The sequence below is a fragment of the Allorhizobium paknamense genome, from assembly GCF_030815125.1.
GTDB lineage: Bacteria > Pseudomonadota > Alphaproteobacteria > Rhizobiales > Rhizobiaceae > Allorhizobium > Allorhizobium paknamense.
This window is the reverse complement of record NZ_JAUSWH010000020.1, coordinates 36,778-59,185: the sequence shown is the minus strand read 5'-3', so window position 1 is coordinate 59,185 and position 22,408 is coordinate 36,778. Positions and strand designations below refer to the sequence as shown.

General features: G+C 60.7%; 18 protein-coding genes. 4 read left to right on the top strand and 14 right to left on the bottom strand.

From position 1 onward, the window contains the following. The first annotated feature begins 3 nt into the window (after positions 1–3). From addB to trxA, 3 genes are all read left to right on the top strand, one after another. Positions 4–3,183: a double-strand break repair protein AddB gene (gene addB / locus QO005_RS21515; protein ID WP_307160069.1), complete on the top strand. Its 3,180-nt coding sequence runs from the start codon at positions 4–6 to the stop codon at positions 3,181–3,183. Next, a complete protein-coding gene (gene addA, locus QO005_RS21510) occupies positions 3,176–6,721 on the top strand; it encodes a double-strand break repair helicase AddA (protein ID WP_307160068.1) in 3,546 nt (1,181 codons plus the stop codon). Before addB ends, addA begins: the two co-directional genes overlap by 8 nt. Before the next feature lie 223 nt (positions 6,722–6,944). Further along, positions 6,945–7,265 carry a thioredoxin gene (trxA, locus tag QO005_RS21505; RefSeq protein WP_307160067.1) on the top strand — a complete coding sequence of 107 codons (321 nt, stop codon included), beginning with the start codon at positions 6,945–6,947 and terminating at the stop codon, positions 7,263–7,265. Between the two features lie 271 nt (positions 7,266–7,536). Here the strand turns inward: trxA and QO005_RS21500 are convergent, their stop codons facing one another. From QO005_RS21500 to QO005_RS21460, 9 genes are all read right to left on the bottom strand, one after another. Continuing rightward, a complete protein-coding gene (locus tag QO005_RS21500; protein WP_307160066.1) occupies positions 7,537–7,929 on the bottom strand; it encodes a PBECR3 domain-containing polyvalent protein in 393 nt (130 codons plus the stop codon). Between the two features lie 21 nt (positions 7,930–7,950). Continuing rightward, positions 7,951–9,300, bottom strand: coding sequence for a bifunctional folylpolyglutamate synthase/dihydrofolate synthase (locus QO005_RS21495; RefSeq protein ID WP_370878131.1), 1,350 nt, complete (start codon positions 9,298–9,300; stop codon positions 7,951–7,953). A gap of 98 nt (positions 9,301–9,398) precedes the next feature. Then, positions 9,399–10,307, bottom strand: coding sequence for an acetyl-CoA carboxylase, carboxyltransferase subunit beta (gene accD / locus QO005_RS21490; RefSeq protein ID WP_307160064.1), 909 nt, complete (start codon positions 10,305–10,307; stop codon positions 9,399–9,401). A gap of 41 nt (positions 10,308–10,348) precedes the next feature. Then, positions 10,349–11,188 (bottom strand): tryptophan synthase subunit alpha, encoded by an 840-nt coding sequence (gene trpA / locus QO005_RS21485; RefSeq protein WP_307160063.1) that lies wholly within the window; start codon positions 11,186–11,188, stop codon positions 10,349–10,351. 1 nt (position 11,189) lies between these two features. After that, positions 11,190–12,410 (bottom strand): tryptophan synthase subunit beta, encoded by a 1,221-nt coding sequence (gene trpB, locus QO005_RS21480; protein WP_307160062.1) that lies wholly within the window; start codon positions 12,408–12,410, stop codon positions 11,190–11,192. Then, complete coding sequence (locus tag QO005_RS21475; RefSeq protein ID WP_307160061.1) at positions 12,407–13,081, bottom strand: phosphoribosylanthranilate isomerase; 675 nt, start codon at positions 13,079–13,081, stop codon at positions 12,407–12,409. Before QO005_RS21475 ends, trpB begins: the two co-directional genes overlap by 4 nt. 45 nt (positions 13,082–13,126) lie before the next feature. Then, positions 13,127–13,891 (bottom strand): M48 family metallopeptidase, encoded by a 765-nt coding sequence (locus tag QO005_RS21470; RefSeq protein WP_307160060.1) that lies wholly within the window; start codon positions 13,889–13,891, stop codon positions 13,127–13,129. Between the two features lie 103 nt (positions 13,892–13,994). Next, positions 13,995–14,405: a DUF2852 domain-containing protein gene (locus QO005_RS21465; protein ID WP_307160059.1), complete on the bottom strand. Its 411-nt coding sequence runs from the start codon at positions 14,403–14,405 to the stop codon at positions 13,995–13,997. Between the two features lie 127 nt (positions 14,406–14,532). Then, positions 14,533–15,810: a polyhydroxyalkanoate depolymerase gene (locus QO005_RS21460; RefSeq protein WP_307160058.1), complete on the bottom strand. Its 1,278-nt coding sequence runs from the start codon at positions 15,808–15,810 to the stop codon at positions 14,533–14,535. 347 nt (positions 15,811–16,157) lie between these two features. Between QO005_RS21460 and QO005_RS21455 the strand changes: the two genes are divergently transcribed. Then, on the top strand, positions 16,158–16,754 hold the full coding sequence (locus QO005_RS21455) for a nitroreductase family protein (protein ID WP_307160057.1): 597 nt from the start codon (positions 16,158–16,160) through the stop codon (positions 16,752–16,754). A 176-nt stretch (positions 16,755–16,930) separates the two neighbouring features. Here QO005_RS21455 and gyrB read toward each other — a convergent pair whose 3' ends face one another. The 5 genes from gyrB to QO005_RS21430 form a co-directional block, all read right to left on the bottom strand. Continuing rightward, positions 16,931–19,366, bottom strand: coding sequence for a DNA topoisomerase (ATP-hydrolyzing) subunit B (gyrB, locus tag QO005_RS21450; RefSeq protein ID WP_307160056.1), 2,436 nt, complete (start codon positions 19,364–19,366; stop codon positions 16,931–16,933). Positions 19,367–19,568: 202 nt separating this feature from the next. Further along, a complete protein-coding gene (locus QO005_RS21445) occupies positions 19,569–19,934 on the bottom strand; it encodes a helix-turn-helix domain-containing protein (protein WP_307160055.1) in 366 nt (121 codons plus the stop codon). After that, positions 19,931–20,494 carry a Smr/MutS family protein gene (locus tag QO005_RS21440; RefSeq protein WP_370878130.1) on the bottom strand — a complete coding sequence of 188 codons (564 nt, stop codon included), beginning with the start codon at positions 20,492–20,494 and terminating at the stop codon, positions 19,931–19,933. Before QO005_RS21440 ends, QO005_RS21445 begins: the two co-directional genes overlap by 4 nt. Beyond that, complete coding sequence (gene mltA / locus QO005_RS21435) at positions 20,494–21,612, bottom strand: murein transglycosylase A (protein WP_307160054.1); 1,119 nt, start codon at positions 21,610–21,612, stop codon at positions 20,494–20,496. Before mltA ends, QO005_RS21440 begins: the two co-directional genes overlap by 1 nt. Beyond that, a complete protein-coding gene (locus QO005_RS21430; RefSeq protein ID WP_307160053.1) occupies positions 21,609–22,307 on the bottom strand; it encodes a Tim44/TimA family putative adaptor protein in 699 nt (232 codons plus the stop codon). The genes mltA and QO005_RS21430 overlap by 4 nt, the downstream gene beginning before the upstream one ends. Between the last annotated feature and the right edge of the window lie 101 nt (positions 22,308–22,408).

Below are 22,408 nucleotides of genomic sequence, written 5' to 3'. Positions count from 1 at the left end.
GCCATGGCCTATCGCGCGCCGAAAATCTGGACCATACCTCCCGCCAAACCCTTTCTGCGGCTGCTGGCGGAGGCGGTATGCGACGGTCGTCTCTGCCCCGGCTTTCGCTACGATCCCGGCGATCCGCTTTCATTGTCCAAGGTGACGATCCTTGTGCCGACACGGCGCGCGGTGCGCGTGCTCAGGGCCGAGTTCGTGGAGGTTCTGGGCGGGCGGGCCGCCATTTTGCCCGTGATCAAGCCCTTGGGCGAAGCGGAGGAGGATTCCGGCTTTTTCGATGCCGATGCCCCTGCCCTGCTTGATCTCAACCCGCCGATCAGCAACACGGTGCGGCTTCTGGAACTGGCGCAGCTTATTCTCGCATGGCGCAACAAGCTGCCGGAAATCGTTCGCTCCATCCATGCCGATACGCCGCTGGTGGCCCCGGCGAGCCCCGCCGATGCCGTGTGGCTGGCCCGCGCCCTGGTGGAACTGATCGATGCCGTGGAAACCGAAGAGCGCGACTGGGCCGATCTCGAAAAGCTCGAAGCGCAGAATTTCGCAAGCTGGTGGCAATTGACGCTGGCCTTTCTCGGCATTGCCAGCGCCTTCTGGCCCGCAAGGCTGGAGGAGTTGAACCGCTCCTCTCCCGTGCGGCATCGCAATGCCCTGCTTCGGGAAATGCGTGATCGACTGGCGCATTTACCTGCCGACGCGCCGGTGATCGTGGCTGGCTCCACTGGCTCGATTCCCGCCGCCTCGGAATTGATTGTTTCGGTCTCGAAACTGCCGCAAGGGGTGATCGTTCTGCCGGGGCTGGATCAATCCATGCCGGAGGAACACTGGCAATGGGTGGGCGGCGAACAGCCCCCGGGCCTGCCGCCGGAACCGACGGCCCGCACCCATCCGCAATATGGCCTGCACCGGCTGCTGGGTAAGCTGCAGGTGCTGCGGCGCGATGTCGAGGTGCTGGAAGAGGCGGTACCAGAACTCAAGGACCGCGCCGAGATCATTTCCCGTGCGCTTGCGCCTGCCAAGGCAACGGATGACTGGACCCGCTGGCGCGAAGACTTCGGCGCAAGCCGCATCAATGCTGCCTTTGCCGATGTCAGCCTGATCGAAGCCGCCAATGAGCGCGAAGAGGCCATTGCCATTGCGGTCGCCATCCGCCTTGCGCTGGAGGAAGACGGCGCGGATGGCCAGAGCCGTGCCGCGCTGATCACCCCGGACCGTAACCTCGCCCGCCGCGTGGCCTCCGAGCTTTCACGCTTCGGCATTCTGGCCGATGACTCGGCAGGCACGCCCTTTTCCGCCACACCTCAAGGCACGCTGCTTGCGTTGTTGCTTGAAGCGATCCTGCGTCCCGGCGATCCGGTGGCGATCGTCTCGCTGCTCAAGCACCCGCTGGCGCGGTTCGGGCTTACGGAACAAGCCTTCCGGGGTGCCGCCGATGCCCTGGAGGTGATTGCGCTGCGCGGCGGCACCGCCCCCCTCGATATTGCCGAGCTGCAACCGCTTTTCGAACAGGCTATGGCGGATCTCGCCGAGACACGGCATGTGCCTGCATGGCGGTGCGCCGTCACCGAAGAAGATGTGGCGCTCGCCCGCGATCTGGCTGAGCGCATCGCCCGGGCCGTCGAGCCTCTGGCGGGCCATGTGCTGTCCCGCGAAGATGGCTCACGCTTCACCAGCCGCCTGACGCTGAAGGAATGGGCGGAACGGAGCGGTCGGGTGCTGGAAGCCGTGGTGAAGGATGAGCGCGGCGATCTCGCACCGCTTTGGGCCGATGAAGCGGGTGACGTGCTGGCGCGGCTGCTCGGCGAGATCATGGAGACCGATGGCCAGATGAGCGCCGACGGCCCGCAATGGATCGATATCATGGCGGCGCTGACGGCCAGCGAATCGGTGAAGCCGAAGGCGCTCCGCAATCCGCGCGTCTTCATCTTCGGGGCGCTGGAAGCGCGCCTGCAAAGCGTCGATACCATGATCCTCGGTGGCATGAATGAAGGCTCATGGCCCGGCACCACCACCAATAACCCTTTCCTGTCGCGAGGCATGAAAACGGATATGGGACTGGAGCCGCCGGAACGGCAAATCGGCCAGCTCGCCCATGATTTTGAAATGGCCAATGGCACGAAGCGGCTGATCTACAGCCGGGCGCTTCGGCAAGGCTCCGCACCCACCGTCGCCTCACGCTTTCTGAAGCGGCTGCTGGCGCTGGGCGGCACCGACTTTGCCACGCGGCTGAAGGCGCGCGGCGAACGCTTCCGGCATTTTGCCGAACTGCTGGATCAGGGCCCGCCGCAGAAACCGGCGGAACGGCCAGAACCCCGTCCACCGCTGGAGCTGCAGCCGAAAAGCTATTCCTTCAGCGAAGTGGGACGGCTCAGGCGCGATCCCTATTCCATTTATGCGCGGCGCATTCTGAAGCTCGATCCGGTCGATCCCTTCAATGCCGACCCGGGCGCTGCCGAACGCGGCACGCTCTACCACGCCATTATCGAACGCTTCGTTTCCGAAATGCCGCCGAAACTCGGTCCGGAGGCGGAGATCCTGATGAGCCGCATTGCCGATGAGCTGTTTGCGGCGGAAAAGCTGCCGTTGCACATCGCCATCGTCTGGCGCAAGCGCTTCGACGAGGTAGGCCGCGCCTTCATCGACTGGCAGCGCCAGCGCGATCCGGCAAAGCTTTATACGGAAGCAGGCGCGGGCGCAGAGCTGGAGGAGATCGGCATTCGCCTCACCGGCATTGCCGACCGCATCGATGTGCGGGCGGGCCATGCCGACATCATCGATTACAAGACCGGCTCCAATCCCAGCCCGACACAGGCACGGGCCCTGCTCGATCCGCAATTGGCACTGGAAGCAGCCGTTCTGATGCGCGGCGGGTTCAAGGCGGTCGGTACAGTGAAGCCGCAGGATCTCATCTATGTGCGGCTTCGCCCCGGCGGACGCTTTGCCACGGATGTCGTCAATAACGAGTTGACCGGCAAGGGCGACAAGGCAAAATCCGCCTATGATCTGGCCGAAGAGGCCATCGACCAGTTGGTCCGTTTCGTCGCGCTTTTACAAAGCGGCAAGCGCGGCTTCGTCTCTCGGCTCCTGCCCTTCCAGCAGAACGATCTGAGCGGCGATTTTGACCACCTTGCCCGCGTGGCGGAATGGTCCACGGCGGAACAGACGGAGGACAGCGGCGATGAGTGAGCTGGATATTCTTCCGAAGAACGACAGCCCGACAGAATGGATCGACTGGACAACCCGCCAGCAGACGCTCGCCTCCGATCCGGGCGGCTCGGCATGGGTGTCGGCCAATGCCGGATCGGGCAAGACGCATGTGCTGACCCAGCGCGTCATTCGCCTGCTTCTGGCAGGCGCGCGGCCCTCGGCCATTCTCTGCCTCACCTATACCAAGGCGGCCGCTTCGGAAATGTCGAACCGCGTGTTCGACCGGCTGGCGGAATGGGCGACGCTGCCGGATGAAGACCTTGCAAGACGGATAGAGCAGATCGAGCGCAAACGCCCGGATCGCATCAAGATTGCCGAGGCAAGGCGGCTGTTTGCCCGGGCGCTGGAAACGCCGGGTGGTTTGAAAATCCAGACCATCCACGCCTTTTGCGAGGCGCTGCTGCACCAGTTTCCGCTGGAGGCCAATGTCGCGGGGCATTTTTCGGTTCTGGATGATCGCGCCGCCTCCGTGCTTCTGGCCGAGGCCCGCCGCTCCCTTCTCACCGCCACCGCCATGGAGGGAGACGCCGATCTGGCGGAGGCCTTCGCGGAAGTCCTAAGCATCGGCGATGAATTCGGGCTGGAAAACCTGCTGGCCGACATCGTCGCCAATCGCCATGCGGTGCGGGATTTTCTGCGCCGCGCCAATGGGCGCGGCGGGGTGGACCAGGTTCTGCGCCGCGCTCTCGGGATTGCCGCCAGCGAAACCGAACTCAGTTGTGCCGAGACCTTCTGGCCGCTGCCCGGCCTGCATGGCGCAACGCTCTCTTCCTATCTGGAGCTTGCCTTTGCCAAGGGCGGTGTAAACGTGCAAGGCACGGCCGAGCTTCTGGAACGGGCCGTGCGGCAGGCCGATCCCTTGCTGCGCGCCGGTCTGCTGGAAGACGCCTTCTTCACCGCCGCCGGCAAGCCAAAGGCCGATGTCTCGCTGATCGCCAAGGCGATGAAGACTGCCAATCCAGCCTTGATCGATGCCATTGCCAGCGCCCGCGACCATGTGGTGGCTGCCCGGGAACGGCTGCGGCTTTTCCGGCTCTACAAGGCAACCGCTGCGGCGCTGACGCTGGCCGCACGGCTGGATCATGATTATGAGGAGTTGAAAAAGCGCAGCAGCCAGCTCGATTTCGAGGATCTGATTGCCCGCAGCGCCGAGCTTCTCACCCGCAGTGATGTCGGGCCCTGGGTGCATTACAAGCTGGATCAGGGTATCGACCATATTCTCGTGGACGAGGCGCAGGATACCAGCCCGGTGCAATGGTCGGTCATCCGCTCGCTGCGAGAAGATTTCTTCTCTGGCGTCTCGGCCCGTCCCACCCTGCGCAGCTTCTTTGCGGTGGGGGATGAGAAACAGTCGATCTATTCCTTCCAGGGCGCACGGCCTGAACGCTTCTCGCTGGAGGCCCGCGATGCCGAACGGCAGGTGAAGCAGGCCGATCGCACCTTTCATTCCATTCGTCTGCCGCTCTCCTTCCGCTCCACGGAGGCCGTGCTTTCGGCGGTGGACCAGGTGTTCTCCGTTGCTGAAAACGCCCGAGGCCTTTCAGCGCTGGGCGATGAGGTGGTGCATCGCTCCAGTCGCAACGGCCATCCCGGCGCGGTGGAAGTGTGGGAGATGATCAAGCCGGAGACCACCGAAAGCGAGGAGGACTGGACCGCCCCCTTCGATTCCACCCCGGAAAGCGCCCCCTCCGCCATGCTGGCGCGGCGCATTGCGGGCCGCATCGAGGCAATGATCGGGCGCGAAACCATTATCGAGAAGGACCGCGAGCGTCCCATCGAACCCGGCGATATTCTCATTCTGGTGCGCAAGCGCGGCGGCTTCGTCAATGCGCTGACGCGGGCGCTCAAGCGGCGCAACAATATTCCCGTGGCCGGTGCCGACCGGCTGAGACTCACCGGCCATATCGCCGTGCAGGATCTGATGGCGCTGGGCCGCTTCGTACTCTTGCCCTCCGATGATCTTTCGCTGGCGGCGCTGTTGAAAAGCCCGCTTTTCGATCTTTCGGAGGAGCATGTCTTCGAGGTGGCCGCCAAACGGGAGGACGGCACCGTGCTCACCGAAATCCGGCGTCTGGCCGAAGGGGGGGCGGAGAACTGGCAAAGCGTGCTGGATCGGCTGGAGCATTATCGCGCCCTGGGCCGCAAGGCGCAGCCGCATGATTTCTATGCCCGGGTGCTGGGGCCGATGGGCGGACGGCGGGCCTTTCTGGCGCGGCTTGGCAGCGAAGTCAGCGATATTCTCGATGAATTCCTGACCTTCGCGCTGTCGCACGAGCAAAGCGGCCTGCCCGGCCTGCAATCCTTCATCACCACGCTGGAGCAGGAAGCGCCGGAGGTGAAGCGCGAGCAGGACAAGGAGCGTAGCGAAGTACGCATTATGACCGTCCATGCCTCCAAGGGGCTGGAAGCGCCGGTGGTGTTTCTGGTGGATGACGGCTCGAAGGCTTTCAACCACAGCCACCTCGCCAAATTTCGCCTGGTGCCGGGCGAAGAGATGGATTTTCCCATCTGGGCACCTGTCAAGGCGCTGGACACCGCCGTAACGGCGGCCGACAAGGCGCGGCTGCAACAGGCAACGGAGGAGGAATATCGCCGCCTTCTCTATGTCGGCATGACGCGCGCTGCCGACCGGCTGATCGTCTGTGGCTATCGCGGTAAGAAAGAACAGCCGGATACCTGGCACCAGATGATTTCCAACGCCCTGCCGCTCAATGAGCAGCATTGCCAGCCCCATACCTACCGAACCGCAGAGGGCGAATGGCAGGGCCTGCTCTGGAGCCTGCCAGACAGGGGCCGTCGCTTTGAGCAGCACATGGCCAAAGCCAGCATCAAGACAAAGGAAGACCTGCCGCTGGCGCTTCTTACCCCCGCCCCGCCCGCGCCGCCGGTGCCACGCCCTTTGAGCCCTTCAGGCGCAGGACTGACGATAAACGACGAGGATGGCGACCTGATGTTGACCTCCCCCCTCTTCGATGAGGGCGAGGATATGGGGCTTGCCATGCAGAAGGGCCGCCTCGTTCACCGGATGCTGCAAATCCTGCCTGCCCTGCCGCAAGACGAGCGCCAGGCCGCCGCCACGCGCTATGCCGAGCGCGCTGCGCGCTTCTGGCCACGGGCCGAACGGGAGGCGCTGGTGCGCTCTGTCATGGAGATTCTGGCGCTGCCCGATCTTTCGCCGGTCTTTTCAAACGAAGCGCAAGCCGAACTGACAGTGATGGGTACGATCCGCCTGGGTCGAGAGTTACGCGCTGTCTCCGGCCGCGTGGACCGCATGACAGTCACAGCGGACAGGGTTATCATTCTCGATTACAAAACCAACCGCAAACCGCCGCGCCGGGAAGAAGATGCCCCCTTCGCGCATGTGGCGCAGCTTGCCATTTACCGTGAGTTGCTGCTGCCGCTTTATCCCGACAAACCCGTGGAATGCCTGCTGGTCTATACCGAAGGTCCGGCACTCATCCGCCTGAGCGAACAGGCCTTGAGGAATGCGCTTGACGCAGTGCAGTCCTCCGCCTGAAGCAGGAAGTTGCAAAATGTCAAACACGCGTCCTTTCAGCAAGTATTGGGAAACAATAAGAGAAAGTCATTCAGCTTCTCCTTTCCCCGGAACAGGCGATGGAACAATCCAGAAAAAGTGAAGCCGGTTTTGCAGCGGGAATTGCTTCAGACCAAAGAGAACATTGAAATAAGGGGGGCTTCCGTCCTATATGACGTTCAATACCCCTTCCAAGGAGCAGCCAATGGCTACCATCAAAGTTGACAGTTCGAATTTCGATGCGGAAGTCCTGCAGTCCGCCGAGCCCGTTGTCGTGGACTTCTGGGCCGAATGGTGCGGCCCCTGCAAGATGATCGCCCCCAGCCTTGAAGAAATTGCCACCGAAATGGCCGGCAAGGTCAAGGTTGCCAAGATCAATATCGACGAAAATCCGGATCTCGCCGCCAAGTTCGGCGTGCGCTCCATCCCGACGCTTGCCATGTTCAAGGGCGGCGAAGTGGCCGACATCAAGGTTGGCGCCGCGCCGAAGACCGCCCTTTCCACCTGGATTTCCAGCGCCGCCTGAATTTAAGGTGGACGACATGCAAAAAGCCCGGTTCGCCGGGCTTTTTTATTGTCGGGATCGGTAGGTGGTTCTGCGGTGAGTCCCGGGCTTTGGCCATGAGACATACCAAATGTTGACAAACACTCGGCTATACCCTAACTTTAAAATATGTTTTCGAGGTGGGAACGGCTTCCCCACGCGCCATCTGCAAAGGTGGTCAGTAGTCGAAAGACCAAGAGATGCGGATTTTAGCACCCGCCGAAAATATGAAAGCCCCGCCTAGAGCGGGGTTTTATTTTGTCGCAATCAGAAATTTTTTCCGTACCCGTCTTTCAAGTTTATCTTTGGAAATTGGGTAGGTCGACTTCACAATATACAGACCGTGCTCTGTCTTCTCGAGATGTATGGCAACAAGAATAATCACTTTATCGATGACGTGTTCATAAATAAGCTCCACGCCTCGATTCTTGTGTTGCGGTCCCTGTCCAACATATGTCGGTGACTGTACAGCGCGCTCGATATATCGCAAACAAAGAGCGAATTCCTGAGCATGCCCCTTTATCGCGTGCTTCTGCGCCGCCACAGTGAAAATAACCTCACCTGGCGCTGCAACAATCCCAAATTTTTTCAAATGCTCTACTGGAAGTGGCCCCAGCTTGAGTTGCGTTAAGCGATTATACGACACCGTGATCCGCGAACAGCCTCCTCACTTCGGTGGCGTGCCGTTCTCGGCCAGCGCCGATCCGACGAGATAGAGAGAACCACCGATCAGGATGCGTGGCGGGATAGGGTCGCCTGCCGTGCGCTCGCGGATCGCCGCCAATGCTTCCGCAAGCGAGGAGAGCGGCTCGGCGATGACGCCGGCATCGCAGGCGAAGTTAGCCAGCACAACGGGATCGAGCCCGGCATCGCTGCTGTCGATCGGAACGGTGAAGGCCTGTTTCGCCAATCCTTCGAAGGCCTTGAAATAGCCCAGCGGCTCCTTGGTGTTCAGCATTCCGGCGATGAGATAGAGCGGGCGCGGCTGGCGCTCTTCCAGCCCCGCCATGGCTTCGGCAATCACCTCACCGGCACCGGGATTATGGCCGCCATCCACCCAAAGCTCGGCATTGGCGGGTGCCTGGCGCACGAGATGGCCCCAGGTCAGCCTTTGCAGGCGGCCCGGCCATTCCACATCGGCCATGGCGGCATCGGCCATGGCTTCGGTCACGGTAAAGCCTGCCGCCTTGACGGCGCGGATGGCCGCTGCGGCGTTGGCATATTGATGACGGCCCGGCAGGCGTGGCAGGGCCAGGTCCATCAGGCCCGTTTCGTCCTGATAGATCAGGCGGCCATGTTCCTCGAACGAAATATAATCCTGGCCGAAGACGAAATGCGGGCAGCGCAGCCGTTCCGCCGTCTCGATCAGCACATCCCGGGCTTCCTCATAGGGCTGCTGACCAATCACCACCGGGCAGGATTTTTTCATGATGCCTGCCTTCTCGGCGGCGATCAGTTCCACCCGATCCCCCAGATAGGCCTGATGATCCAGAGAAATCGGCATGATGACCGAAACCGCCGGATCATCCACCACATTGGTGCAATCCAGCCGTCCGCCCATGCCAACCTCCAGAATGACGGCATCCGCCGGAATTTCGGAAAACAGCACGAAGGCGGTGGCGGTGAGCAGTTCGAAAACCGTGATCGCCTGCCCGTCATTGGCCTTGGCCACGCGGGTCAGCGCGTCGGCCAGCACGGCATCCTCCACCAGCCTGCCCCGGCCGCCGGTAACGCCGATGCGGTAACGCTCATGCCAGTTGACGAGATGCGGCGAGGTATGGACATGCACGGATTTGCCGCCCGCTTCCAGAAGCGCCCGGCTGAAAGCGCTGACGGAGCCCTTGCCATTGGTGCCCGCCACATGAATGACCGGCGGAAGGCGATCCTGCGGGTTGCCAAGCGTCTCCAGCAGCCGCCGCATGCGGCCCAGGGTCATATCGAACCCCTTGGGATGCAGGCCCATCAACTCGTTGATAATCCGTTCAGCCTCGCTTGGGGCTTTGTCAATCATGGTCATGTCCGAGGCGGATATAAACGGTCGGGGCGAACCGCAAGGATCAGGAAGGAAAAGGGGGTATGCCTAAGCATACCCCCTTCATATCGGTTGAAAAAGCTTCAGGCCGAAACGGCACGAGAGGCTTCGACGATGCTCATCTTGCCGCTCTGCGGCTCCACCGGCTGGCGGGTCATGATCTTCAGCATGCGGGCCAACGTGTCGGGAATGTCGTGGCGCTTGACGACCATGTCGACCATGCCATGTTCCAGCAGATATTCCGAGGTCTGGAAACCCTCGGGCAGCTTTTCGCGGATGGTCTGTTCGATGACGCGCTTGCCGGCAAAGCAGATTTCAGCCCCCGGCTCTGCAATATGCACATCGCCCAGCATGGCGTAGGATGCGGTGACGCCGCCCGTGGTCGGGTTGGTCAGCACCACGATATAGGGCAGGCCCGCTTCCTTCAGCATGTTGACGGCAACCGTGGTGCGCGGCAGCTGCATGAGCGAGAGAATGCCTTCCTGCATGCGCGCACCGCCCGAAGCCGGGAACATCACCAGCGGGCATTTTTCCTTCAAGGCCCGCTCGAAGGCTTTCACGATGGCCTCACCGGCGGCAATGCCGAGCGAACCGCCCATAAAATTGAACTCATGCACAACAGCCACAAGCTTCAATCCCTTGACGGTGCCGAGACCGGCAAGGATCGTGTCCTCCTGCTCGGTCTTGGTGCGGCTGTCCTTGAGGCGGTCACTGTATTTCTTGGAATCGCGGAACTTCAGCGGATCCTGCGCCACCTTCGGCTGCGGCAGCGCCTCATAGACGCCCTCGTCGAACAGGTCGGCAAGCCGGGCCTTGGCGGGCATCTTCATATGATAGCCGGAGGCCGGAATGACCCACTTGTTCTCTTCCAGATCCTTGTGAAAGACCATTTCCCCGGTTTCCGGGCACTTGATCCAGAGATTGTCCGGCACGTCACGACGGCCCAGCATGGAATTGATGCGCGGCCGGACGTAATTGGTGATCCAGTTCACTTTAAATACTCCCTATTACCAATGGCCCTATTTTAGGAGCGCTACTCGGCTGCGGCAAGACGGGCATCCCGGACGCCGCTGGCCAGACCACGCACCAGCGTGACCACCGCTTGCACCGTATCTGCCGTCGCCTTATCCTCTTTATCGAGGCTCAGGGCCACCTGATTGACGATCGCCGTCCCCACGACCACGCCGTCGGCACTGGATCCGATGAGCCGCGCATGCTCCGCCGTCTTGACGCCGAAGCCGACGCAAATAGGCAAATCCGTATGCGCCTTGATGCGCTGAACAGCCGCGCCGACACGCGACGGATCAGGCAAGGCGGAGCCGGTAATGCCGTTCATCGAAACGTAATATACAAAGCCGGACGTATTCTTAAGCACCGTTGGCAGGCGCTTTTCATCCGTGGTCGGCGTGGCAAGACGAATGAAGTTGATGTCGCGTTTGCGCGCAGGCAGGCAAAGCTCGTCATCCATTTCCGGCGGCAGGTCCACGACGATCAGGCCATCGATTCCAGCCTCCAGCGCATCGTCAAGGAAGCGCTCGACGCCGTAGATGTAGATGGGGTTGTAATAGCCCATCATCACGATCGGGGTGTCCTTGTCCCCCTCGCGGAATCTCCGGGCCAAGTCCAGTGTTTTCACCAGGGTCTGACCGGCCTTCAGAGCCCGCTGACCGGCCAGCTGAATGGCCGGACCGTCCGCCATCGGGTCGGAAAAGGGCATGCCCAGCTCGATCACATCGGCACCGGCCTCCGGCAGCGCCTTCATGATGGCCAGAGACGTGTCGAAATCCGGGTCGCCGCCCATGAAATAGGTCACCAGCGCCGGGCGGCCTTCCGCCTTCAGGTCACGGAAGCGTTTGTCCATACGTGCGGTCATGTCAGAGCCCCATTCCCAGAATCTTGCCCACGGTGAAGATGTCCTTGTCGCCGCGGCCGCAGAGGTTCATCAGGATGATCTCGTCCTTGCCCATTTTCGGCGCGCGCTTGATGACTTCCGCCAGCGCGTGGCTCGGCTCCAGCGCCGGAATGATGCCCTCGGTGCGGGTCAGCATCTGGAAGGCTTCCAGCGCCTCATGGTCCATGATCGGCACATATTCCACGCGGCCCATATCTTTCAGCCAGGCATGTTCCGGACCGATGCCGGGATAATCGAGACCGGCGGAGATGGAATGGCCTTCCTTGATCTGACCGTCACTGTCCTGCAGCAGATAGGTGCGGTTGCCATGCAGCACACCGGGAGAACCGGCGGTCAGCGAGGCGCAGTGTTCCTCACCCTCAAGCCCCTTGCCGCCGGCTTCAACGCCCACGACCTTGACGCTCGTGTCATCGAGGAAGGGATGGAAGAGACCGATGGCATTGGAGCCGCCGCCCACGGCGGCAATCAGCATATCCGGCAGCCGGCCTTCAGCGGCCAGCATCTGCTCGCGGGCTTCCTTGCCGATGACCGACTGGAACTCGCGCACCATTTCCGGATAGGGATGCGGGCCAGCCGCCGTGCCGATCATGTAATAGGTGTCATCGACATTGGTCACCCAGTCGCGCAACGCCTCGTTCATCGCATCTTTCAGCGTGCCATGGCCGGAGGTGACGGGCTTTACCTCAGCGCCCAGAAGCTTCATGCGGAAAACATTCGGCGCCTGACGCTCGACATCGGTGGCGCCCATATAGACAACGCAGGGAATACCGAAGCGCGCCGCAACAGTCGCGGAAGCGACGCCGTGCTGACCCGCCCCGGTCTCGGCGATGATACGCGTCTTGCCCATGCGCTTGGCAAGCAGGATCTGGCCCAGGCAATTGTTGATCTTGTGGGAACCGGTGTGGTTCAACTCGTCGCGCTTGAAGTAGATCTTCGCGCCGCCCAGCTCCGCCGTCAGCCGCTCGGCGAAATAGAGCGGGCTTGGACGGCCGGTGTAATGGGTGTTCAGATGCTGAAGCTCTGCCTGGAATTCGGCATCGTTCTTGGCCTTTTCCCACTCCGCCTGCAGGTCCAGAATGAGCGGCATCAGGGTTTCGGCAACAAAGCGTCCGCCGAAAATGCCGAAGCGGCCATCTTCATCAGGGCCTGCCCTGAAGGAATTGGGATTGGGGCTCTCAGTCACTGTGCACTCCTTGAAAGCGGCCTTGCGCCGTTTGCCTGCCGCACGGCGGCAAAGAATTCTTCCATCAGCCGAAGGTCCTTCACACCCGGCGCGCTTTCCACGCCGGAAGAGACATCGAGACCCCTCGCGCCCGTTTCCGCCAAGGCCTGCGCGACATTGGCTTTGTTCAGTCCTCCCGAAAGCATGTAATCCACGCTGGCGTCAAGATTTTGTAACAGACGCCAGTCGAAGGATACGCCATTGCCGCCCGGCAGGTCGGATCCGGCAGGCGGCTTTGCATCGAACAGGAAGCGGTCCGCAAGACCTATATAGGGATCGATCCGCTTCAGATCATCGGGATCGCGAATGGAAAAGGCCTTCATCAGCGGCAGGCCGTAAAGCGCCTTCAGCGTCAGCATCTGTTCCGGGCTCTCATGGCCGTGCAGCTGCAGAATATCCGGCTTCAGCAGATAGACGATATCGTCCATATCATCCGGATCGGCATCCACCGTCACGGCAACGATCTTCGCCTTGCCGCGCGCCTTTTCCGCAATGCGTCCAGCCAGGTCGGGCTCGATGTTGCGCGGGCTCTTTTCGAAGAAGATGAAGCCGATATGGGTTGCCCCCAGAGAAACCGCCTTTTCAACGGCCTCCTCGGTCTTCAATCCGCAAATCTTGATATCCGGGTTCATGGCTGCGGAAGTGACATGAATTGACCATCGAGTCGAGTAAAAACGTTAGCCAAACTCGATCGCATGCAGTTCGGCACCATGGCGTTTCAGCCAGGCCTTGGCCTCGTCCATGCCGGGGCACAAGGACCGGCACAGGGACCAGAATTCGGCGCTATGGTTCATCTGCTTCAGATGCGCGACCTCATGGGCGGCGAGATAGTCGATGACAGCGGGCGGGGCCATGACAATGCGCCAGGAAAAGCTCAGATTTCCCTCCCAAGAGCAGGAGCCCCAGCGGCTGCGGGTATCCTTCATCGTCAGCGTTTTCGCCGCCTTGCCCAGCCGTCCGGTGTGAATGGCCACCAGGCGTTCCAGATCGGCCTTGGCTTCCTTCTTGAGAAAGGCGGCCAGCCGCCGTCCGAGATGATCTTCAAGGCCGCTGACGCGGATCACCGGTTCGCCATCGATCACCATCGCCTCTGTCACGCCGCGCAACTGGCCGGTATGGACAATACGATGCGGCACGCCGCGCAGCAGAAGCGTGCCCCCCGCCTTCAGACTTTGATCCTGCTCATACCGCGCCAGCTTGGTGGCGATCCAGCCATGATGGCGAGTGAGAAAATCCGAAATATCGGCTTCCCGCACCCCTTTGGGGATGGTCATGCGCAAGGCGCGTCCGCCGGGTTCGATCCTCAACGTCAGCCGTGTGGCCCGCGGATTTTCCCGGATGACGACAGGTACGGACCGTCCTGCCACCTCAAGCATCCGCTCGCGGCGGTTGGCAGGTGGTTTCGGTTGGCGGGCGGGTCTTTGCAGGAACAGCGGAAACATGGGCCTTATCTACACGGTTCAGAACTGCGCCTTGTCAAGAAAAAACGCCGGCCCGAAAACGAGCCGGCGTTCCATCCTGTCGTTATTTCGCGTATCAGGCCATTCAGCCCTGATCGGCGCCCTTCATCGGACGCTCCCGCATGAAGCGGTCGAACTCTTCCTGATCCTTGGCCCGGCGCAGTTCATACATATAGCTTTCGAACTCCTGGCGCATTTCCTCAAGCTTGAGGCGCTCGCGCTCCAGGCGGTCCAACTCGGCCTGACGCCATTCATCGAAGGCGACGTTGCCACTGTCGGAAAAACGGCGGTGATGATGGCGGCGACGTTTATGACTGCATTTCCACATCATGACGTCCCTCACCCCGTTTCCGTCTCTGTAACCGGTGAATTTCTGACCGAAGAGGATGTAAGCCAGCATGGCCAGGCCCAGCGGCCAGAAAACCATGAAGCCGACCACCATCAGGGCCACTGTGGCCGGCGTCCAGCCGGGTCGCAGCAATGCTGATTGGTTCATTTCAAAGATCCTCGCTTTTCTCCGGTGCATAATATCCACACCGGCACCACTCGAAGTGGGAATGCCGCCAAGGCTCTTCAAGTCATGGCGGCAGGGAGGCTTTGAAAATCGCTGGCTTTTTTTGGTATCAGGCCGACTTGCCGCCCTTGATTACCCGCTTCACCACGCTCGAAGACGGCTTGGAATGCTCCTTGGCGAAGGCGACGATGCGCGGCGCGATCTCCTTGCGGAAGCGCGACCCGTTGAACACGCCATAATGGCCGACATCCGGCTGCATGTAATGCAACCGCTTGTTTTCAGGAATGTTGATGCAGAGATCCTGCGCCGCCTTGGTCTGGCCAACGCCGGAGATATCGTCATTCTCGCCTTCCACCGTCAAAAGCGCGGTGTTGCGGATTGCGGTCAGGTCCACGGGCTTGCCGCGATGGGTCATCTCGCCCTTGGGCAGGGAATGTTTCATGAAGACCGTATCGACCGTCTGGAGATAGAACTCGGCGGTCAGATCCATGACGGCGAGATATTCATCATAGAAGTCACGGTGCTTCTCCGCCGGCTCGCCATCATTCTTGACGAGGTGCATGAAGAAGTCCTTGTGGGCGATCATATGCCGGTCGAGGTTCATCGACATGAAGCCGGACAATTGCAGGAAGCCCGGATAGACGGGGCGCATAAAGCCCGGCTGCGGCCACGGCACCGGCATGATGACGTTTTCCTGGAACCATTCGAGCGGCTTGTTCTTGGCCAGTTCGTTGACGGCGGTGGGGTTGATGCGGGTATCGATCGGTCCACCCATCAGCGTCATGCTGGACGGCGCGAAGACATCGTTCTCCGCCTCCATGCGCGCCACGGCAGCCAGCACCGGCACCGAGGGCTGGCAGACGCCGACCACGTTGGTGCGCGGGCCGAGATGGTGCAGGATCTGGATGACGTAATCGATGTAATCATCGAGATCGAACACCCCCTCGGTCATCGGCACCATGCGCGCGTCGATCCAGTCGGTGATGTAGACATCCGCCTGCGGCAACAGAGCCTCGACGGTGCCGCGCAGCAGGGTCGCATAATGGCCGGACATCGGCGCGACAACCAGGATTTTCGGATCATCCGGACGCGGCGTCTTCAGGGAGCGATTGAAGTGGATGAGATTGCAGAAGGGCTTTTTCCAGGTGACCACTTCGGTGACCTTGACCGGCTGTCCATCGATCATCGTGGTCCCGAGGCCGAATTCCGGCTTTCCATAGCGGCGGGTCGTGCGCTCGAACACTTCAAGGCTGGCGGAAAACGTGCGGCCCAGCACGGTGTGGGAGAGCGGATTAAGGGGGTTAGAGATGGCCAGGCGCATCGCATCCGCTGTCGCCCGGAAAGGCGCCATAGCCGCATGATTCATTTCATAGAGCTGATAGAACATCGAAGGCTTTCCTCGCCTGGATGGTTTCAGGGAGCCGAAATCCTCCTTCGACACCGGGAAACACTGTGTTTTTCTGCGTCAGAACTGGCGCCTGTCAAGGCAATATGGGCCAAAGAAGTTAACTTTTCCAGCCGTCTGTCCCCCGGATAATCACGGGCCTGTCACAGGCACCGCACTGCTTGACCCTTCCTCTCGGCTTGCGCCCGCCGAGGCCGCGCTCTATGTCTTTTTGCGTTTCCCGGGAAACCAATGGCGCTTTCATGGTTTCGGGAGCATGACGCACTCCACCTGCGCCACTATACATTGACATATTCCTCCCAAGACAAGCTTTGAAGGACAGGATCACCATGACGAACAGCAACAACCGCACGTCCGAATATGATATCAATCCGCTTTTTCTCGATCGTTGGTCTCCCCGTGCCTTCAGCGGCGAAGCCATCAGCAAGGACGTTCTGTTCAGCATTCTGGAAGCAGGCCACTGGGCACCCTCGGCCTTCAATCTCCAGCCATGGCGTTTCGTCTACGCCCTCAAGGGTGACGCCCACTTTGATGAACTGCTGGGCGCCCTGATCGAGTTCAATCAGGGCTGGGCCAAGAATGCCTCTGCTCTGGTTTACATCATTTCGGACACGCTCAGCCGTCCTGCGGATGGTTCCGAACCGAAGCTGTCCCGCAGCCATAGCTTCGATACGGGTGCTGCCTGGGGCTATATGGCGCTTCAGGCCCTGCATGCAGGCTATTTCACGCATGCCATGACGGGCGTGGACTTTGACAAGGCCTCCACCATTCTGGGCGTGCCTTCCGAATACAAGATCGAGGCGGCCGTTGCGATCGGCAAGATCGGCGACAAGTCCATCCTTCCCGAGGGGCTGCAGGCCCGGGAAACGCCGAACAGCCGCAAGCCGGTTGCCGAGGTGGTTTTCGAAGGCAAGTTCAAGGCATAAAGACGGGAAAAGGGAGGGCCATTCCAGGCTTTCCCGGGGTCTTTTGACGGCTCACCTGCTCACCGATGATCCGGACAATGTTTCACGTGAATCACGTTAACCATGTCCGGCTGCTGCAAATGAAGAAGCCGCGCTCCGAAAAGCGCGGCTTCCTTGTTTTGATGCATGGACCTCGATCAGATATCGAGGTTGGCGACGCTCAGGGCGTTTTCCTGGATGAAGTCGCGGCGCGGCTCCACCTCATCGCCCATCAGGCGGGCAAAGAGACCATCGGCGTCAGTGGCGTCGTTGATCCGCACCTGCAGCAGCGAGCGAACATTGGGATCCAGCGTGGTTTCCCACAGCTGTTCGGCATTCATCTCGCCCAGACCTTTATAGCGCTGCATGGAAAGGCCCTTGCGGCCAAAGGAGAAGACGGCATCCAGAAGGCTGCGGGGGCCGGAAATGTCCTGCTGTCCATCCTTGCGCGTCAGCGCCGGTGGAGCGGCATAAATTTCCTTCAGGCGCGGAGCCAGTTGGTCGATGTGGCGGGCATCCGCTGAACCGATCAGGGCGACGTCCAGCGTTGCCACTTCCTTCACGCCGCGCACCATGCGCTCGAAACGCAGGCCGCCTTCATTCGTCACATGGCCGGTCCAGCCGCGTTCGGTTTCCTCGGCGATCAGATCCAGCCGCTTGGCCACTTCGGCAGCGGTCTGTTCGGCCTGTTCCCGATTGGCGGTCAGTTCGTGATTGAGCGCGCCGACAATGGCCGCCTGTTCCACGACAGAGCGGTTATAGCGCGAATGCAGCCCATCGATCAGCGACCGCAGCTTCAGCGCATCGCTGATGACCTCCCGCAGATCCTGACCGACACGCACTTCGCCGGAGCCCAGCTTGAGCGCCGCATCTTCCAGACCCTGGCCGATCAGATAGTCTTCCAGCGCCTTCTCGTCCTTCAGATACTGAACGGACTTGCCGCGCGTCACCTTATAAAGCGGCGGCTGGGCGATATAGAGATGGCCGCGCTCGATCAGTTCCGGCATCTGGCGGAAGAAGAAGGTGAGCAGCAGGGTGCGAATATGCGCGCCGTCCACGTCAGCATCGGTCATGATGATGATCTTGTGATAGCGCAGCTTGTCGGCGTTGAATTCATCCTTGCCGATCGAAGTACCCAGCGCGGTAATCAGCGTACCGATTTCCTGGCTGGACAGCATCTTGTCGAAACGGGCGCGCTCGACATTGAGGATCTTGCCGCGCAGCGGCAAAATGGCTTGAGTTTCACGCGAACGTCCCTGTTTCGCAGAGCCGCCAGCCGAGTCACCCTCGACCAGGAAGAGTTCGGATTTCGAAGGATCGCGCTCGGAGCAGTCGGCCAGCTTGCCGGGAAGCGAGGCAATGTCCAGTGCGCCCTTGCGCCGCGTCAGTTCGCGGGCCTTGCGGGCGGCTTCACGGGCCACGGCGGCTTCCACCACCTTGCCCACCAGAATCTTGGCTTCCGAGGGATGTTCTTCCAGCCAGGTGGAGAGCGCCTCGTTCACCAGGTTTTCTACGACCGGGCGCACTTCCGAGGAGACGAGCTTGTCCTTGGTCTGCGAGGAGAATTTCGGGTCCGGCACCTTGACGGAGAGGACCGCCGTCAACCCTTCACGGCAATCGTCGCCGGTCAGCGAGACCTTCTCCTTCTTGATAATGCCGGAACTGTCGGCATAGGAGGTGATCTGGCGGGTCAGAGCGCCACGGAAACCGGCCATATGGGTGCCGCCATCGCGCTGGGGAATGTTGTTGGTGAAGCACAGTACGTTTTCATGGTAGCTGTCGTTCCACCACATGGCGACTTCGACGGTGATCCCGTCTTTTTCTCCCTTGATGTAAACGGGCTTTTCCACCAGCGGCTTTTTGGAGCGGTCGAGATAACGCACGAAGGCTTCCAGGCCGCCGTCATAGATCATCTCTTCCTGACGGATGTCGGACTTGCGCTTGTCGGTCAGCAGAATGCGCACGCCGGAATTCAGGAAGGCCAGTTCGCGCAGGCGATGCTCCAGCGTGCCGTAGTCGAACTCGGTCTTGGTGAAGGTCTCGGCGCTGGGCAGGAAGGTTACTTCCGTGCCGGACCGGCCTTCATAATCGCCCGTCACCGCAAGCGGCGCATCGGCCACGCCATGGGTGAAGCTCATTTCATGAATCTTGCCGTTGCGGCGGATCTTCAGGCTGAGCTTGACCGACAGCGCGTTGACGACGGAAACGCCCACGCCGTGCAGACCGCCAGAGACCTTGTAGGAATTCTGGTCGAACTTGCCGCCCGCATGCAGCTGCGTCATGATGACTTCCGCGGCTGAGACGCCCTCGGAAGAGTGGATGTCGGTGGGAATGCCGCGGCCATTATCCGTCACCGTTACGGAGCCATCGGCATTCAGCGTTACCGTCACGATATCGGCATGCCCGGCCAGTGCCTCATCGATGGCGTTGTCCACGACTTCGTAGACCATGTGGTGCAGACCGGAACCGTCATCGGTATCGCCGATATACATGCCCGGCCGCTTGCGAACCGCATCCAGGCCCTTCAGCACCTTGATGGAGTCTGCGCCATATTCGGCGCTTGCGCCATTTTGAGCATCGGTCGTTTCAGTCATCAGCGATCTTTCCAGTATCAGCAGGCCGGAACCAGCGAGGCCACGAAATTCACCGCAAGCGATCCATGGAAGAAACATGAGGGTTTCCCGATGAATCCGCTTTCGCGAATCACGCGATTGTCTTAGCCCGGACTATAGGGACTTTGCGGCGACTTCCAAATCAGGAGCGCCACTTTCGGCAAGAATCCAAGGGATTTTGCGGTTATTTCCGCTTTTCCACCCTGTTCAGCACGGCTTCCATCTCTTCTAGCACATCGGGTGGCAGGGTGCGAATCATCCGTGACAATTTGTTGGCAAAAGCAGTGTAGGCAGACGGCATGCCGGACGTATCGAGCACGGCGCGCGGATGGGAGGCATCGGCCTCGGCGAAAAGCTCCTCCGCCTCGTCCCAGATGATGTTGAAATAGCCGGCGATCCGCTGCAGGAGATTAAAGCTGGGCTTGCCCCGGCGTCCATGTTCCAGCGCCGAAAGATAGGCGGGGCTGACGCCGATGGCCTCGGCCATCTCCTTCTGGGAAACGCCCTTCGCCTCGCGCAGGCGGCGCACGGCATCGCCGAATGGGGTCACGGCGCCTCTCCCTTGCGACGGGACAGGCGGACATAAAGCGCACCATCGCCGCCGTGATGCTGGGCGGCCGGCTCATGCGAGGAAATCAGATAGCGAAACTCCGGCTTGGAAAACCACATGGGCACCGCCCGCTTCAACGCGCCTTCGCTGCCCATGGAACTGCCCTTGCCGGTGATGACCAGGACATGCCGCAGACCCCGCTCGTGAGCCCGGATCAGAAAATCCAGCAGCATGGCATGAGCCTCGCTCTGGATCATCCCATGCAGGTCGATGCGCGCTTCCAGCGGCAGCTTGCCCCGCGACAGCTTGCGCTTGACCGGGCGCTCCAAAGGATGATGGCGACCCGAAGGCATGGATGCCGGGACCGCCTGCCCGGGCGCGGACGTACCGGTATCCTTCTGCGGGGCGGCACGGGTGGCACTTTCCACTCGTGTCTCTTCCTCGGCGATCAGATCCTCGAAAGCCGTCAATTCCTCCAGCCGTCCGGGCATGGGCCGGGTGGAGCGCGCCACCTTTCCCCAGAGAATACGGTCTTCGGTGCTGATCTTCTTCGCCGCCATCAGCCAAACCTCGCGGCAGCCTGACGGGGAATCAAGATGTAAAAATCGGCGGCGTTGCGGACGGCCCCGGCCAGTTCACCCGCCTCAAAACCGGAGCCGGTGAAGATATCGCCCCGCGCTGGCCCGACGATGGCAGAGCCGGTATCCAGAGCCAGCATCAGCCGGGCGAAGGACGCCCCCTGATCCAGCCGGGTCAGGCTCTGCGAATGGATATAAAACGGGAAGCCAAAGGTATGGATCAGCCGATCCACCGCCAGTGACCGCCCCGCCAGGAGCGGCACCTTTGCCGCGGCAACCGGCCCGCGCGAAAGATCGCCCACCTCGGCTTCGCGAAAGAAGATGTAGGACCGGTTATGCCAGAGCACCTCGTCCACCTGCTCGGGATGCCGCGCCAACCATTCACGGATCGCCTGCATGGACATACGTTCCAGCGGAATCTCCAACCGCTCCAGAAGCAGCTTGCCGATGCCGGAAAAAGCATGTCCGGCTTTGGCGGCATAGGTGATACGACGCACCGTGCCATCCCGATAGATCAGCCGTGCCGCGCCCTGAACATGGATAAAGAACACATCCACTTTCGATTTCGCCCAGGCGATTTCCAGCCCCCTGCCTTCAAGGAAACCTTGATCAATCGCCTGCCGGTCCGGGTAGGCTTCCACCCGTCCATCGACACGACGACCGAACATATAGCCGGAGTCCAATCCCGCCGGTCTATTGCTGTCATCGAGATCGATCAGATCCTCCGGACGACGGTAAAAGGGGAAACGAAACACCTCGTCCGGCTCGGCGGCAACCTCGACTTCCGGCTCGTAAAAGGCTGTCACAAAGCCAGCTTCCCCATCCTTTCGCCGGATTCGAAATGGCTGGCAGTGGTTTTCAAAAAACCGGCGGGCGTCCTGATTGGTCTTGGGCGCCTCCCCCTCTGCGGCCTCCAGCAAGGGTATCAGGTCTGCCGCCGTCAGTCCGAGGCTACCGGCGCGATAGGGCTTCGCCTTTTTAAGATAAGAAAGACAATCGCCCATAACGCGAAAAAGGCTGGAAGGATCATCATCCCCCCAGCCGGGTAGAGCCGTGAAATCGACCGGTTCCAGATCGAAGGAAGAAGAGGGTGTGTTCATTGTTCGGATTCGGTGGCGATCAGTTTCCAATTTGGATCGCGCGACCGGATATCGCGGGCAAAGGTCCAGATATCATTGACCTCACCGACATTTTCCGCGTCGCCGTCGATGAGTTCGCCATTCTTGTCATAGGTGGCGGAAATCAGCTGGCTGATGATCTTCACCGTCAGAAGTTCCTCGTTGTCCTTGACCGAGGCGCTGACGATATCGGCCCGATCAATGCCGACGAAGGTGGATTTCAGCAATTCGCCGCGCCGCTCGCGTTCGGTAATGGCGGCATCGAAGCCTTCAAACACATCCCGGGACAGCAACCCTTTGAGTGTTTTGCGATCACCGGCGGCAAAGGCCATCACGATCATTTCATAGGCAATTCGCGCGCCCTTGAGGAATTCCTTGGGCGAGAAGGAAGGATCGACATCGGCAATCTGGCGCAATTGCGTGTTCAACGCTGTTTCGGGTGCCGCAAAGGCATCGATGGCGGCGTAACGATTTTCCGGCTCGGCATCGTCCCGCTTTGCCAGCGTAACGACCTTATCCTCTTCCGTCGAACCTGCAGGGTTGGAGGTGCTGCGGGCAAAGGGATCAACCGGCGGCTTTTCATTGCCGGTGCGGCGACCAAGGACGCTGCGCAGCTGCAGGAAAATCAGCACCGCAGCCACGAGAAAAAACAGTGTCACAAAATCATTCGAGCCCATAGACCATCACACCGCTGTTTAAATTGAACTTTGAGGCTACCATATAGTCTGCCATGGGGCGCTCTTCAAAGGGGCCTGAGACGCTACTGCATAATTCCTTA

Coding starts and splice junctions, on each gene's coding strand:
- addB (WP_307160069.1), top strand. CDS start 4: ATGGCCTATCGCGCGCCGAAAATCTGGACCATACCTCCCGCCAAACCC.
- addA (WP_307160068.1), top strand. CDS start 3,176: ATGAGTGAGCTGGATATTCTTCCGAAGAACGACAGCCCGACAGAATGG.
- trxA (WP_307160067.1), top strand. CDS start 6,945: ATGGCTACCATCAAAGTTGACAGTTCGAATTTCGATGCGGAAGTCCTG.
- QO005_RS21495 (WP_370878131.1), bottom strand. CDS start 9,300: ATGACCATGATTGACAAAGCCCCAAGCGAGGCTGAACGGATTATCAAC.
- trpA (WP_307160063.1), bottom strand. CDS start 11,188: ATGACCGCACGTATGGACAAACGCTTCCGTGACCTGAAGGCGGAAGGC.
- QO005_RS21475 (WP_307160061.1), bottom strand. CDS start 13,081: ATGAACCCGGATATCAAGATTTGCGGATTGAAGACCGAGGAGGCCGTT.
- QO005_RS21470 (WP_307160060.1), bottom strand. CDS start 13,891: ATGTTTCCGCTGTTCCTGCAAAGACCCGCCCGCCAACCGAAACCACCT.
- QO005_RS21465 (WP_307160059.1), bottom strand. CDS start 14,405: ATGAACCAATCAGCATTGCTGCGACCCGGCTGGACGCCGGCCACAGTG.
- QO005_RS21460 (WP_307160058.1), bottom strand. CDS start 15,810: ATGTTCTATCAGCTCTATGAAATGAATCATGCGGCTATGGCGCCTTTC.
- QO005_RS21455 (WP_307160057.1), top strand. CDS start 16,158: ATGACGAACAGCAACAACCGCACGTCCGAATATGATATCAATCCGCTT.
- gyrB (WP_307160056.1), bottom strand. CDS start 19,366: ATGACTGAAACGACCGATGCTCAAAATGGCGCAAGCGCCGAATATGGC.
- QO005_RS21440 (WP_370878130.1), bottom strand. CDS start 20,494: ATGGCGGCGAAGAAGATCAGCACCGAAGACCGTATTCTCTGGGGAAAG.
- mltA (WP_307160054.1), bottom strand. CDS start 21,612: ATGAACACACCCTCTTCTTCCTTCGATCTGGAACCGGTCGATTTCACG.
- QO005_RS21430 (WP_307160053.1), bottom strand. CDS start 22,307: ATGGGCTCGAATGATTTTGTGACACTGTTTTTTCTCGTGGCTGCGGTG.